11 protein-coding genes are annotated in these 15164 nt (G+C 45.5%); 6 read left to right on the top strand and 5 right to left on the bottom strand.

Translation table 11 applies throughout. The features are described from left to right. Nucleotides 1-370 precede the first annotated feature (370 nt). From E5S67_RS04245 to E5S67_RS04235, 3 genes are all read left to right on the top strand, one after another. On the top strand, nucleotides 371-523 hold the full coding sequence (locus E5S67_RS04245) for a hypothetical protein (RefSeq protein ID WP_172185819.1): 153 nt from the start codon (nucleotides 371-373) through the stop codon (nucleotides 521-523). A 142-nt stretch (nucleotides 524-665) separates the two neighbouring features. Beyond that, a complete protein-coding gene (locus E5S67_RS04240) occupies nucleotides 666-1814 on the top strand; it encodes a cupin domain-containing protein (RefSeq protein WP_172185818.1) in 1149 nt (382 codons plus the stop codon). Between the two features lie 75 nt (nucleotides 1815-1889). Continuing rightward, the gene (locus E5S67_RS04235; RefSeq protein WP_246276623.1) at nucleotides 1890-2912 is read left to right on the top strand and encodes a ferredoxin family protein; all 1023 of its coding nucleotides are present in this window, start codon (nucleotides 1890-1892) and stop codon (nucleotides 2910-2912) included. 95 nt (nucleotides 2913-3007) lie between these two features. Here the strand turns inward: E5S67_RS04235 and E5S67_RS04230 are convergent, their stop codons facing one another. The 5 genes from E5S67_RS04230 to E5S67_RS04210 form a co-directional block, all read right to left on the bottom strand. Next, nucleotides 3008-3442, bottom strand: a complete 435-nt coding sequence (locus E5S67_RS04230) for a GNAT family N-acetyltransferase (RefSeq protein ID WP_172185817.1) — start codon at nucleotides 3440-3442, stop codon at nucleotides 3008-3010. Nucleotides 3443-3622: 180 nt separating this feature from the next. Continuing rightward, the gene (locus tag E5S67_RS04225) at nucleotides 3623-4969 is read right to left on the bottom strand and encodes a TldD/PmbA family protein (RefSeq protein WP_172185815.1); all 1347 of its coding nucleotides are present in this window, start codon (nucleotides 4967-4969) and stop codon (nucleotides 3623-3625) included. Nucleotides 4970-5088: 119 nt separating this feature from the next. Then, a complete protein-coding gene (locus E5S67_RS04220; protein ID WP_172185813.1) occupies nucleotides 5089-6567 on the bottom strand; it encodes a TldD/PmbA family protein in 1479 nt (492 codons plus the stop codon). Between the two features lie 274 nt (nucleotides 6568-6841). Then, on the bottom strand, nucleotides 6842-8146 hold the full coding sequence (aptA, locus tag E5S67_RS04215; RefSeq protein ID WP_172185811.1) for an omega-aminotransferase AptA: 1305 nt from the start codon (nucleotides 8144-8146) through the stop codon (nucleotides 6842-6844). 286 nt (nucleotides 8147-8432) lie between these two features. Continuing rightward, entirely contained in the window at nucleotides 8433-9470 is a 1038-nt protein-coding gene (locus tag E5S67_RS04210; protein WP_172185809.1) for an adenosine deaminase, read from the bottom strand. 255 nt (nucleotides 9471-9725) lie between these two features. On the opposite strand from E5S67_RS04210, the gene E5S67_RS04205 reads away from it, so the two are divergent. The 3 genes from E5S67_RS04205 to E5S67_RS04195 all read left to right on the top strand — a co-directional run bounded on the left by E5S67_RS04205 (nucleotide 9726) and on the right by E5S67_RS04195 (nucleotide 15122). After that, entirely contained in the window at nucleotides 9726-11063 is a 1338-nt protein-coding gene (locus E5S67_RS04205; protein ID WP_172185807.1) for an adenylosuccinate synthase, read from the top strand. Between the two features lie 193 nt (nucleotides 11064-11256). After that, a complete protein-coding gene (locus E5S67_RS04200) occupies nucleotides 11257-11862 on the top strand; it encodes a 50S ribosomal protein L25/general stress protein Ctc (RefSeq protein WP_172185805.1) in 606 nt (201 codons plus the stop codon). Nucleotides 11863-12416: 554 nt separating this feature from the next. Then, nucleotides 12417-15122 (top strand): tetratricopeptide repeat protein, encoded by a 2706-nt coding sequence (locus E5S67_RS04195; protein ID WP_246276622.1) that lies wholly within the window; start codon nucleotides 12417-12419, stop codon nucleotides 15120-15122. Nucleotides 15123-15164: the final 42 nt, after the last annotated feature.

Raw genomic sequence — 15164 nt, 5'->3', positions numbered from 1 at the left:
GCTGGTTTTAATCCTAAGTCTCAAAAAAATAATCTACCTTAAGGCAGATGCGTCGGTTTACCAATGCCAGCTTATCAAGAATAATATTCAACAAGTCCTCGCATTTCCATCCCTCTATTTATAGCGCTGACCGCGGCAACATAGGCGGTAAACCTTAAAACTCTTACTTGCAGAGGACTTCAGCTCTCATGCTCAACTTAATTTCTCACTCTTGCGGATGAGCTTTCTTCTCAGCTCTTGAAAATCTTTATTAACTACTTGTGCAATTTATTGACTTTATGCTAAGGTACTTAGAGCTTGAGATTGAACCCTCAACACAATTGTTAAGGAACATCTGAGCTAGATCGGTTTACTACATTTGGAGACATTTATGTCAAAGCAAATTGACGGATCGACTTTCAAACAATCCCGTGCCAGCAAAATTCAAGTTGAAGTCAAGGAAATTGCCAAGCAGGTAACAGCTAAAAACCTCTCATCTCATCTGAATGTTGATGCTGATGGTGACGACGTTAGCAACGAATAATTAAAAGTCTTTTCTGTTAGACTTCGCATCCCCAAGCAAGAAGTAATAGATTGTACTCCTTGCTTGCGGGATAACTATAGGGGCATTGCCTCTCAAAATTAATTTGTTCAACTTTTATTGAGAAAAATTGTCATAAAGAATTATGCGATCGATCGCCAACCTATTGCAACCATACAATCTCAAAGATTTTCTAGATGACAACTGGACAACCAAAGCAGTTGTAATTCCCAGCGAAGGCAAAAAAGACTTTTCACATTTATTTTCCTGGGAAAAACTGAACTACCTTCTCAACTTTCACGAATTAAAATACCCCGAGATCCGATTAGCAATAGGAGGAAAAGTCCTTGATGAAAGTGCCAATGAAAACCTCATCAAATCTTGCCAATCGGGAGCAACTTTAATTATCAATGAAGTACATAAACTAATTCCAGAAATCGCTCTCTTTGCTGCGGAAATAAAATCAGATTTTGGCTATGGAAATCAAGTAAATGCCTACTGTTCCTGGCCGGAAAAACAAGGCTTTTTTTCCCATTATGACACCCACGAAGTTTTTATATTGCAAGTAGACGGAATCAAGCAGTGGTATGTATTTGAAGACACAATTAAGTGTCCGCTGAAAGATCAAAAATCCTCATCTTTTCCCCCACCAGAAACCGAAGCATATTTAAGCTGTATTTTACATCCAGGGGATGTGCTTTACATACCGCGCGGACATTGGCATTATGCAGTTGCTTGCGAAGAACCATCGCTGCATTTAACATTAGGAATACATTGCAAAACCGGAATTGACTTTTTAGAATGGTTGGTTAGCGAATTGCGCGAACAATCAGATTGGCGCAAAAGTTTACCGCTACGAACAAACCCCGATTCTATCAATGCAAATGTCAACAGTTTAATTGCCCAATTGCACCGCTACGCAAACAGTAAAAATCTTGCAGATGAGTATAGCAGTTATCTGGACAGTTTAGGAAAACCTGTTGCCAAATATTCTTTGCCACATCAAGCAGGATTCAATATTTTTCCCTGTGGTGTGCAAACCAAGTTTAGAATTCCCAAGTTTCAGCGGGTGAGAATTCACGAATTATCTGATGGTGGCGGATACAAAATAGTTGTTGCAGGTAAAGAAGTATCCCTGAGAGGAGTCACAGCTAAATTTACGGACAATTTATTTAGTACGGAGTTTTTTACTGGGGAAGATGTTATGGATTGGTTGCCGGATTATGATTGGGAAATAGATGTAGTGCCACTTTTGTCGAAGTTGGTAGTTGAAGGAATTATTTTTGTTGGTTAAAATTGGAGAAGAACATGAGTTCTTATAAATGGGTTGTAAAAAGATCAATTTCTAACACATACAATGAGTTAAACAATGATGGATAAGTTTTTTTGTGCTGATGCTTCTAAATGCGTTGAAGAGGATATTATTGGCAGCGGTAGTAATTACCAAACCTATATATTAATTGAATGTTGTTTACCTTGGGAATCAGAAGCGTTTAATTCTAAACAAATTTCCCAAAAGCTCAAGGATTTGGTAGAGGAAGTAGAACATTCAAAACAGAAAATTCGATTTTTGTTGATAAATAACTATCGAACCAAATGTTCAAATCAGCGAAAAGTTTTGATTTATGAAAATAAAGAACAGGAACTTTTTGGCGGTTACGAAAAGCATGAATTTAATGTAGATAGTTTTGATAAAGTAGCGGGAGTTGTCAAAAGCTATTTAGCTGGAGAAGTGCCTGGTTGCGAAACCGAAAACAAGCAAACTAGAGATATTTTGGTTTGCACTCACGGCAGTCATGATATGTGTTGTGCGAGATACGGCAATCCTTTTTATGCCCAAGCAACTGCTTTAGCTTCTGAGTTAGAATTGAATGATGTTCGCGTTTGGAGAGCCAGTCACTTTGGGGGACACCGCTTTGCACCGACTGCGATCGATTTGCCTGATGGCAGATATTACGGAAATCTCGATCGCGCGTCGTTCCAATCAATTTTAACGCGAACTGGCGATATCGAATGCTTGAATAAAGTTTATCGTGGTTGGGGAATTTTGCCAAATCCTATCCAAGTTTTGGAAAGAGAATTGATCGTGCTTTACGGGTGGGATTGGTTTAACTACAAAGTCGCCAGCAAAATTCTCGATTTAGACACAAAGAATGATGCTTTTTTAGCGGAAATTACCTTTGAAAAAGCCGACGGTACGTACACCTATCGTGCCGATTTGGTAAAAGATGAAACAAAAACTGTTCGACTCAAAGGTTCCTGTGGTGCTAAACAAGAGTCAGAATTTGTCAAATATTCGGTAAAAAATCTCCATTTTTACTCGAAAAAGGAGGAGTTAAAGTTTGCAATCTCTCCTTCAGTTTCGCTGCCAAAATTGGTCGAGACTATGTGATCGGCTGTCCCGCATCTAAATTATTCTTTTTTGCGGGCGGGACACCTCACAAGAATTTCATCAAACTTGAGTGTAAAATTTAAATAGGCCGATGATTAAATTTCTAACTGCATAAATATGTGCGGGATTCCCAGGTACTCAAAGGGATTTTCTTGTTCGGAAAATCCGAGTTTTTGGTGAAATTTAATGGCATTAATGCGAGACATAAGTCTCAAAGTGTTGAGATTTTTTTGCTGAGCTTTTGCTATTAAATTTTTAATCAATTTAGTGCCAATTCCCTGATTTTGAAATTCAGGAAGGACGGCAACGTAGCTGATGCTTCCTAATTTTGGGGATAATTCTCGCAGTCTGGCTGAAGCAATGATTTTGCGATCGCACATGGCAATTAAATGCAAAGCATCATCTTCGTGACTATCCCTTTCGCTACCAATCTCCATTCCTAGAGGCGATCGCAAAACCAGCCACCGCTGGTAAAACATCTCTTCTAATTCTTGTTGATTTTTAACGGGATGTATATCTACTTGAGGCATTTTTTAATTAGATTAATGTTGTATTTATAAGAGTAAAGGATGAGGGCGGGTTTACAATCTAATTTGTTTGAGGGCAAGATAGTTGGTAAAATCTACCCCTTGTAGGGTGCGTCGCTACCAGATTTTCGATTTTAATTACAGATTGTTTGGAGCGACGCACCCTACGTTATAATGTGCGAGTTACAAACTGTCAGTAATACTGGTGAAATTAAAAGCTTTCACGCGCACTCCGGGCACGACACTACCGCCGTAACGCTTCACCGCACTAACTGCATCCACATCGCGCAACATATCAGGTAAAACTTGATTGAAACGCAGGTTTTTAATCGGATAAGCAATTTTGCCATCCTCAATCCAAAAAGTACCGTCGCGAGTCATTCCCGTTACTTCCAAAGTTTTCGGATTCACGTAGCGAACGTACCAAGCTCGACTGACGAAAATTCCTCGCTCGGTTTGAGCAATTAAATCTGCTAAACTTTGGTCTGAACCTGTCATCACGATCGGGTAATAAGCACCTTTTGCCTCTTTGCCTTTTTGTGCGGCCCAGTAGCGGGAATAAGACAAACTTTGAGGCACGCCATCTTTGATGATTTCCAAATAGTTATTGCTCAATCCGTCGCCGAAAAAAGTATCCGATCGCAGCAAAGGATGAGCCGGATCGCGCTGCACTTGCACTAACGGGCTAAAAAGTTGTTCCCCCGCACGGTTTCCCGCTGGTTTTCCCTCTGCATCGGCGATCGACATAAACGATCGCCCCTCATCCGCCGCCCTCGCATCCAAACTCCAAATTACCCACGGTAGCAAATCCGCAAAAGCAGCACCGTCAAAGATTACAGGATAAATGCCGGGAGTGACTTCGCGGGGGTTGCGGGATGCGATCGCCCGATCGAGCACTTGTTCTGCTAATTGGGCGATCGGCAATTCGTTGATACTCCAAGCAGTGCTCTGAGCCCAGCTAGAACCGTTGTCAATGCGAGCAGTAAAGCTGAAATCTGCCTCTGTAGATTGGTTGCAGGCGCGGAGTCCGGTTGACGAGGCGATCGCGTACAGCGACGCATCAGCGCTCAAAGTACCCGAACCGTGAGCCCCCCCCTGTCCGGCAATGGCGCAAGCTTGCTGCACCATTTTGGCCCGCGCTAGAGGCGATACAGTTGCCGTTGCTGCGTCGAATGCGGGCGATCGCAAATCGTAGGTTTGAGGCGGCAGCAACGGCATCCATTCGGGGTCTGCCGGCGCAATTCTGGCCAATTCTTCCGATCGCTTGACTGCGGAGGCGATCGCATCTTCATCAAATTCTGTAACAGCAGCAGAGGCGCTTTTGTTGCCAAAATAGCTAGTAATGCTCAGGTTAAATACAGTTTTGCTGATATTTTGGCTGATTTGGTTTTCCGAGAATCTCGAAAGAGATTCTTCGCCAGTAGAGAGACTTACAAATACTTCCTCTGCTTTGGATAATTTGACTGCTTTTTCTACTACCGATAAGGCTTGGTCTTCACTTAAACTTGCGGGCGATGTTGTTACAATCATGATTAGTAATTAGGCATTAAGAATTTGGCATTGCGAATTGGGTATTGCAAATGGGACATTGGGCATTGGGCATTCTTAGCAATTAACTAATAAACTAAGAACCGATGCCCCATGCCCTATTACCCAATTTGAATATCCCTCACTCGCACCGGCACACAAGCGTGAGTCATTTGAGCAACCTGCATCGGCTCGCCCTTTCCGCATATATGAGTACCGCATTGAACCAGCTCCGAAGCTGGCCCGATCGCATCTATTTGATTCCAGAAATCAGTAGTCATCGCCTGATAAGTTACATCCTTCAACATACCGACAACTTTACCTTTTTCCACCTTCCAAAAAGCATCGCCGCCGAATTGAAAATTGCGTCGCTGCTGGTCGATCGAATAACTACCTATACCGTCGATTAAAATCCCGTCTTCCGTATCAGCAATCATCTGTGCCAAAGTAGCAGTATGGCTGCCGCCATCCGGACCCGGCTCCAATCCCAAATTGGGAATTCTCACCATCGGCACGCTCGACCAACTGTCAGCGTAAGCAGAACCGTTGCTGCTACCGCGTCCGAGACGATAAGCCGTCTCTCTGTCAGTGAGATAATCAACTAAAATTCCATCCTTGACAACGTACCAATCTTGTGATTTTACGCCCTCATCATCGTAACCCATTGTACCGCGGCCGCCTGGTTGAGTGCGATCGCACTTAAAATTCACCCAATGTGCAGCGTATTGCAGTTTATTTAACTTATCAGTAGTAGCAAAGCTCGTGCCAGCAAAATTAGATTCGTAGCCGTAAACCCGGTCTAATTCAGTTGGATGTCCTACTGATTCGTGGATAGTCAGATACAAATTTGTCGGCTTAAGAATCAGGGATTTGCAAATACCAGCCGGGACTGTGGGAGCGCTGACTTTTTCAATAGCTTCAGCAGCAACTCTTTCGACTTGACTCAACAAATCATCGGGATTAATATGTTCGTAACCGATATTCATCGGCGGGCGATCGTAACTGCGACTTTGGGCATCGCCGCCCGCAATTGCTGTACAGCCAAAACCGGGATAGCTGCGGTAGATTGTTTGTTCAATTAGCGAGCCTTCTGTAGAAGCAAAAACCTTGTCTTCGCGGCTGGACTGCAAAAAAGAAGAAGCTTTTTTGATGCCTTGTGCGCCGTGTGCTAGTAGCTTCTCGTTAATAGTTAGCAGCAGTTCCGCTTTGTCAGCAACGGCTACAGAAAAAGGATCGATGGTGATCGGAGTAATGTAGGTATCGACATATTTTTCGACAGGCACTAACCGCACCGGTTCCTTCTGAGTTAGGCGGCTGCCTTTAGCGATTTCTACAGCCAAAGCGACTATTCTTGCAACCTCTGCCGGCGTTTTGCTGTGACTGGCGGCAAACCCCCAAGCGCCGTCTAGAAGCACTCGCACGCCAAAACCGGAACTTACATTATCTGACAGTTGACTTAAAGATCGATCGCGCGCGTAAAGATTCTGCCTTCGGTAACTGCAAAAACGCACATCACCGTACTCGCAACCTGTTTTCCGAATCAAATCTACAGCCAAATTTGCCAACTCGTTAGCAGAGATTTTTGCAGTTAATTGCACCATAGTTATTCGTCATTCGTCGTTAGTTGTTAATTATTATAGCGCTTTTTAATGTTTTGAACGAACCGCGAAGAACAGGAAGGAAGAACAGCATCTTCCGCGCCTTTGCGGTTCATTTACTCTGATATCTTGCACAATAATCAATAAGCCTTTTATGGGCGGGCAGGATGCCCACCCCACAATAAATTTACTGTTTGTGGAACAGGCATCTTGCCTGTTAATGTGGGACAGGCATCCTGCCTGTTAAGCGATAATGGTGCAAAATCTCATTTTAATCCTACTCCATCTCCTGCAAAACCCCAGTCAAAATTTCTACAATGCGATCGATATGTTCCTTCTCAATAATCAGCGGTGGCGACAAAACAATAATATCACCTGTAGTCCGAATTAGTAACCCTTTTTCATAGCACTGCAAAAAACAATCAAAAGCCCGTTTCCCCGGCTTCCCAGCAATAGATTCCAACTCAATTCCCGCCACAAGTCCCAGATTGCGAACATCAATCACGTGCCGCACGCCATTCAAAGAATGAACCGCATTCTCCCAGTAACCAGCCATCTTATCTGCCCGTTCAAATAACCTTTCTTCCTCATAAATATCCAGCGTCGCCAAAGCAGCCGCACAAGCCAGAGGATGACCAGAATAAGTATAACCGTGAAAAAGCTCGATCGCATTTTCAGGAGCATTCATAAAAGCATCGTAAATCCCCTCTTTCACAAACACCGCGCCCATCGGTACCGTACCGTTAGTTATCCCTTTTGCCGCCGTCACAATATCGGGAACCACCCCAAAATATTCCGTTGCAAAACTAGAGCCGAGCCGCCCGAATCCGGTAATTACCTCATCAAAAATCAGCAGAATTCCGTATTTGTCGCAAATCGCCCGCAGCCGCTCTAAATAACCTTTCGGCGGAATCAAAACCCCCGTTGAACCCGCTACGGGTTCGACAATTACCGCTGCAATATTAGACGCATCGTGCAAAGCGACAATCCGCTCCAATTCATCCGCCAAATGCGCTCCCCATTCCGGTTGTTTGCGGCTGAAAGCATTGTGTTCGAGATTGTGAGTGTGAGACAAATGATCGACTCCCGTGAGCAAACTGCCAAAATACTTGCGGTTTGTACCGATACCCCCGACAGAAATTCCCCCAAAACCAACGCCGTGATAACCGCGTTCCCTGCCGATCAATCTTTGGCGAGTTCCTTCACCTTTCACCCGGTGATAAGCAATCGCAATTTTTAACGCTGTTTCAACAGATTCCGAACCCGAATTAGTAAAGAAAACGCGATCGAAATTGCCCGGAATCATCTTTACCAAACGTTCCGCTAATTCAAAAGCCCCCGGATGTCCCATCTGAAAAGCCGGGGAGTAATCCAAACGCAAAACCTGCTGTTTAACTGCTTCGGCAATTGTCTCGCGCGCGTGTCCTGCATTCACGCACCAAAGCCCCGCAGTACCATCTAAAATTGAGCGGTTATCATCGCTTGTAAAGTGCATATCTTTGGCAGAAACCAACATTCGCGGATTCGCTTTAAACTGTCGGTTGGCAGTGAAGGGCATCCAGTAAGCGTCCATATTTGTCATGTTTTGTTATCCTTTTATATTGATGCTTCTGCATCCAAACTATAGCTTGCTACCGATTGTCTATCGCCAGACGCTTATTATAACTTTACAAATAGATATTGGCTCTTTTAATTAAAGCTTAGTTAACAAATTAAACCTTTCTATATACTCGTTACTAGGCTCTGCCTGGTAACGCATATCCGGCGGCTCTGCCTCCAATTTTCCGGCTGGGAAAGCGAGGCTCTTCCTCTGGATATCGGTTCCTAGGCAGAGCCTAGAAACCAGTTAAAAATAGATGCGCCTAAGCTTAATTCACGATCGCGGGTACAGACTCATGGTGCAACAAACCTGTCAGCATTTTCACAGGCCTCTCGTCGTAGGGCCACGCGAAAGCATGGCGAAAAGCGGCCTCTTGACACGCTTGCAACTGCCGAAAATCAATGATATCCAAAGTTAACAAATTCTCGTACTCAAAAGGCAGTCGCACGTTGTGCAATCCCGCGTTGTCAGTACAAATGGCAATATCGACACCAGCTTCAAAACATCGATCGAACACAACCTTCAATTCGCGCATATCCTGCAACGTCCCCGTTTTGAGATAGGTAGTCGGGCAAACTTCTAAGCATTGACCCCTGCGCGCGACTTCTGGCAGCAATTCGGGATATTTTAATGGAATTTGAATCCCGTGGCCGATACGCATCAGATAGGGCAAAAGTTCGGGATAACAGCCAGAGGTAGTTTCGTATAGGTGGCCGGTAGTTTTGATGCCGATCGACCTCGCGTACTGGTACAATCCGACAAACTCCTCCAAACGCTCGCCAATACAATCATCGCCGCCAGCTATATCGATCGCACAAACATACTCTCCCATTTGCGCCGCCAAATCTACGATCGCCCGATTCACTTCATAAGGTAAACGCGAGTGCATACACAAAATTTGGCTGGTAACAATCGGACAATCGCTAATTTGACTTGCCTTGCCCACAACTTTTACAATTTCTGCCATCAAATCAATGCGTTCTGACTGATCCAAATGTTCTGGAGTCCGCAAATAAGGCGTATAGCGCAACTCCAAATAAGCCAGATTTTCAAACACGTAAGCGCCCCGCATCAACCGATAGATAAAATAAGGCAAAGTTTCAACAGTTTGAACGCTTTCTACCAGCGTGTGCAGTTCCAAATACTCATTGAGAGTATTACGCGGACGAGTGTAAAACTCCTCAAACTCCGAGTATTCTTGAAATCGATTAACCATCTCAGCATTGTGGCGATCGAAATACCGCCACAGCACCCTAGGAACGACAGAACCACCCAGATGGCGGTGCAACTCAGCGTGTAAAGTCATGGCAACAAAGCCTCTATTTTCTCAATGTTAACAAAAATTAATTTGACCGAAAACAATCGGGTCTGTTGCCCCCGGACTCGTCTGTGGATCGGCTCTCACTAATTTGCGTAGCCGATCGACCTGTGAACCGATGTATCCGTGGCGTAGCCTCTAAAATCTAAAATCCAAAATCTAAAATCTAAAATTGATTGACATTTGGGACGCATTCGTCCATAATCGGAGATTGTGTCAACCTGAACTGAACGCGAGAAACCCTTGGCTAACGTAGTTGTGATCGGCGCCCAGTGGGGCGATGAAGGAAAAGGCAAAATTACCGATTTGCTCAGCAAATCCGCAGATATCGTTGTCCGCTACCAAGGGGGCGTCAACGCCGGTCACACCGTGGTAGTAAACGGTCAGACTTTCAAGCTGCACTTAATTCCGTCCGGGATTCTCTACCCTGATAAAGAGTGTATCATCGGCTGCGGTACGGTCATCGACCCTAAAGTTTTAATTGCAGAGTTAGACCAGTTAGAGGAACTGAATATTTCGACAGCCTCGCTGATGATTTCGGAGACGGCTCACGTAACGATGCCCTATCATCGATTAATTGATGTAGCATCGGAAACGCAGCGGGGAAATTATAAAATCGGGACCACGGGACGCGGCATCGGCCCTACTTACGCCGACAAGTCAGAACGCACTGGCATTCGGATGCTCGATTTAATGGACTTGGAAGGGTTGCAAGAACAACTGGAATGGACGATTAATTGTAAAAATGTCCTTCTCGAAAAACTCTACAATTTGCCACCTCTAAATCCCCAAGAGGTAATTGATGAATATCGAGTTTATGCGGAACGTTTGCGGCCGCACGTAGTAGATAGTTCCCTGAAAATTTATGAGGGAATTCACAAGCGGAAAAATATTCTGTTTGAAGGCGCGCAAGGCACTTTATTAGACTTAGACCACGGTACTTATCCTTACGTTACTTCCAGCAATCCCATCGCTGGTGGGGCTTGTGTGGGAACCGGAGTCGGCCCGACAGCGATCGATCGCGTAATTGGCGTAGCAAAAGCTTATACAACCCGCGTCGGCGAAGGCCCCTTCCCTACCGAAATGGTAGATGGAATAGGCGAAATTTTGGGCGATAGAGGTGCAGAATTCGGCACGACAACCGGCCGCAAACGCCGCTGCGGCTGGTTCGATGCGGTAATCGGCCGCTACGCAGTCCGCATCAACGGTCTTGACTGTCTGGCAATTACCAAACTAGATGTTTTGGATGAATTAGAAGAAATAAAAGTTTGCGTTGCTTACGAAATTGACGGCGAAAAATGTGTTGATTTCCCCAAAAGTTCCCGGATATTTGCTCGGTGCAAACCTATTTACGAAACCCTTCCCGGTTGGAAACAGTCCACTGAAGAGTGCCGCAATTTGGAAGATTTGCCACCGCAAGCATTGGATTATCTGAAGTTTTTGGCAGACTTGATGGAAGTACCGATCGCGATCGTTTCTCTCGGTGCGAGCCGCGACCAAACTATTATTGTAGAAGACCCGATTCACGGCCCGAAACGCGCTTTGCTCTCTGCTGACGGCCATCCCGCCAAACCATTTTAGGTTTGAGATTTTAGATTGGGAAAGAGTGATGGAGAGATTGGGAGAGTTGGAGAGGCGGAGATTCGGAGAATAGCCAAATTCTCAATTCTCAATTCCCAATTATTACGATCAAATATTCAGCGAATTTAATTAAGTTCGATCGCTGTAGCATAAATTTGATAAAATGTGAAAACAATCAACAGAAAGTCATAAAATGGAACTCGCAGTAGAATGTCAAAAGCGGGCCGAAGGCAGCAAACCTAACGCCCTCCGCCGCTCTGGATTGATTCCCGCCGTCCTCTACGGCCACAAAGGATCTGAATCCATTTCCCTTACCATCAAAGCCAAAACAGTTGAAAACCTGCTCAAAAAGCACGTAGTCAACAATGCCCTAATTGACCTCAGCATTCCCGACCTCTCTTGGAGCGGAAAAACCTTGCTCCGGGAAGTTCAAGTTCATCCTTGGAAGGGCTATCCTTACCACCTGAGCTTTTTCTCCGTGGCAACTCAAGACAGTCTGGAAGTTGAAGTGTCCCTGAATTTTGTCGGCGAAGCTGTCGGCGTCAAGTTAGAAGGCGGCATCTTGGATACCGTACTGACGCAACTAGCAGTTAAGTGCAAACCAGACAGCATTCCTGAAGCAATTGAAGTAGATATTTCTAATTTAAAGGTAGGGGATGCGGTGCACATTCACGAATTAGTTTTGCCTGCGGGAGTGGTAGCTCTCGGCGAACCAGATCAGGTGGTTGTTACAGTGCTGGGAATTCAAGCAGGTTCTGAAGCCGAAGACGCAGAAGAAGACGCAGAGGCAGCAGCTTGATTAGTAATTACTAATAGTTGTTAACTAATTAATTGTGGAAAAAAAAGGGCGATCGCTTTCTCCCAAAAGGGCGATCGTTTTTTGCTAAAAAGGCTATTCTCGTTTGGGTTTGCTCGCACATCTTTCACCCTGCTCAAAAACAGGCTTTCGGGCCTGTTCCACAAAGAATGAATTTCTTTCTTGTGGGCCGTTGCTCCTAGCCCGCCGGTAAAAAGCCTGTAGAAAAGGGTGCAATCTTCCTTACCCAATCAACAAGAAAGCATCCCACAAGCAAGCACCGGCAGTGTTTACTTTTCTTTACAAAACGGGCGATCGACCCGAAGGTACAAAAGTCTGGACTGGCGCGCAAATCTCCCAGAAACCGGGCTGATTCTTAGAGATTTAGCCGTAAAATCAAAAAATCAGCCGAGAATCCCGGTTCCTCCCCAGCACCGAGAGTCAAAAAAATTAAGAATTGGGGGAACAAGCCCGCTACTCTTAGTGTCAAACGCGAGTATAATTGTGAAACGTTTTGACTACCCTATTTAATTCCTGCCTCTGGAGCCGCCGCCCATATGCCATCAACAGTGAGTACAGAATCAACAGCGGTTCAATTTAACCAACAGGGAGAAATATACTTATCCCAAGGAAAATTAGAAGAAGCGATCGCCTCCTGCGAACAAGCTTTGAAAATTCACCCCAATTTTGCACCGGCTTACAAGACTTTGGGCAACGCGCTGCAAGCTCAAGGCAGGATGGAAGAGGCGCGGCACTGGTACGCTAAAGCGATTGAAATAGAACCGAATTTTGCGGAAGTATACGCGAATTTGGGCAGCCTTGGCGCGCAGCAGCAAAAATGGCAGGAGGCGATCGGATTTTATCAAAAGGCGATCGCGATTAAGCCGAATTTCGCGGGAGTGTACCGGAATTTAGCAAAAGTATTCGGACAAATTAGCAAACCGGAAGAAGCCCAGCAGTGCTGGTATCAAGCATTTAGTTTGGAACCGGAAAAAGTAGCGCCTGTGGAACACTTGAATATGGGCGACGCTTTTTTTCGGCAGGAAAAATTCCCCGAAGCGATCGCTTGTTACGATCGCGCCATAAAATTAAATCCTAATGTGGCGACTCCTTACCAAAATTTGGGCGAAGCGCTCAAAAAACAAGGCAAGTTAGAGGAGGCGACAGCATATTATCGCAAAGCTATTGAACTCAACGCAGCTAATGCGAGAAACGGCAGCGAGGGACAGCAAACTTTGGCGGGTGCAACTGCGGCGACAAACGGTGCAGTTAAGCAGCAGCCCGCAGCAACCGCAGTTAAGCCGCCAGTGCAGCAGCTAGTTAAGCAGCCTGTTCAGCAGGCAGTTAATTCTACAATTAATATAGAAGATCCAGAAGCATACAAAATACTGGCAGAAGGCTATTTTGCTCAGGGCAAATTGGAACAGGCGATCGCAGCTTGCAAGAAGGCGCTGCAAATTAAGCCGGAAGCGCCGCTTTACAAAATGCTGGGCAACGCCCTGCAAGCTGGCGGCAAAATTGATGAAGCTAAAAGTTGCTATGTCAAAGCAATAGAAATTAACCCAAATTTTGCCGAAGCTTATGCTAATTACGGCAGCATTTGCGCGCAGCAAGAACAGTGGCAGCAAGCGGTTTCTGCTTACGAAAAGGCGATCGCCCTGAAACCGGATTTTGCCGGTGCTTTCCGCAATTTTGCGAAACTTTTGACGCAGTTAGGCAAGTCGGAGGAGGCGGCTGAGGCTTGGTATCGGGCATATGCGATCGACCCCAAGTCGGGCACCGCTGAGGAACACGAAAATTTAGCCAAAACTTTGATCGAGCAAGGTAAGGTAGATAAGGGAATTGAGTGTTACCGGCGCGCGGTGGCATTGAACCCAAATGCTGGCGCAGCTTATCACGAATTGGGCGAAATTCTCAGAAATCAAGAACAGTGGGAAGCGGCGGTAGATGCTTACAGCAACGCTATTAGAAATAATCCCGAACTTTCTTGGTCGCACAACAATTTAGCTGAGTCGCTGGTTAAGTTGGAACGGTGGGAAGAAGCTGTAAATGCTTACCGCAAGGCGATCGAATTAAATCCAGATTTTAGCTGGTCTCACAACAATTTAGCAGATGTGTTGCTGAAGTTGGAACGGTGGGATGAGGCGGTAAATGCTTACAGGAAAGCAACAGAATTAAATCCAGATTTCAGTTGGTCGCACAACTATCTAGCTGACGCGCTGATTAAACTGGGAAGGTGGGAAGAGGCAATTTCGGCTTACCAAAGGTCGATCGAACTCAATCCCGATCATTTTTGGGCGCACAACAATTTAGCAGAAGCGCTGGTGAATTTGGAACGCTGGGATGAGGTGGTTGTTGCGTATCGGCGTGCTAACGAAATCAATCCGAATTTCTTCTGGTCGCAGAGCAAGTTGGGCGACGTGTTGCTAGAAATGGAAAGGTGGGAGGAAGCGATCGATGTTTATCGGCGCGCGGCAGAGTTGAATAGTGATTTTTCTTGGACTTATTACAACATGGGAACGGCTTTTGAGAAGCTGGAACGGTGGGATGAGTCGATCGCCGCTTACCGCCATGCTGTGCAAATTCAGGCGGATTTGCCGTGGATTTCGCAAAAGTTGGCTGATGCTTTGAGGATGCGATCTCAGTGGGATTTGAAGGAGGCGATGCGTTTGTACGGGCGGGCGATTCAGGAGAATCGTGATGACGTGCAGTTGTATCACAAAGCGCTGGAGATTGCGCCGAATGATGCTGACCTTTATGTTGGGTTGGCTGATGCTTTGGTGCGCAAGAATTGGCCGGATGGGGCGATCGTCTTTTATCAGATGGCGTTGCAGGTAAATCCCGAATGCGGTGAGGCGCAATTGCAGTTGGGGTTGATATTCGCGCAAAAGAATGATACAGAGCGGGCGATCGCTTGTTACCGCCGCGCTATTGAGGTTCAACCAAATGAGTATAAACCTTACCAATTGTTAGGCGATGCTTTGAGTGCAAAAGGTCAGCGGGAGGAAGCGATGAACTGTTACCGCCGCGCGATCGAGTTAAAACCTGACGATCCGTATATCCATAACAATTTAGGGGATATGCTGCGACATCAAGGAGATTTGGAGGGAGCGATCGCAGCTTACCGCCACGCCCTTGAACTCAAGTCAGATTTCTCGTGGTTCCACTATAATTTAGGGGAGGTTCTAACTAAGAAAGGGCGAATTGATGAAGCGAGTGCTTGTTACCGTCGCGCCCTGGAATTGGAACCCAAGATTTTCTAATTTACCCTCTAATTTGCCATGTATTTCGCAGGTTAACCTAAC

The organism is Microcoleus asticus IPMA8 (genome assembly GCF_013179805.1).
In the GTDB taxonomy this organism is placed as follows: Bacteria; Cyanobacteriota; Cyanobacteriia; order Cyanobacteriales; family Microcoleaceae; genus Microcoleus; species Microcoleus asticus.
This window is presented reverse-complemented; position numbering and strand designations above follow the sequence as displayed.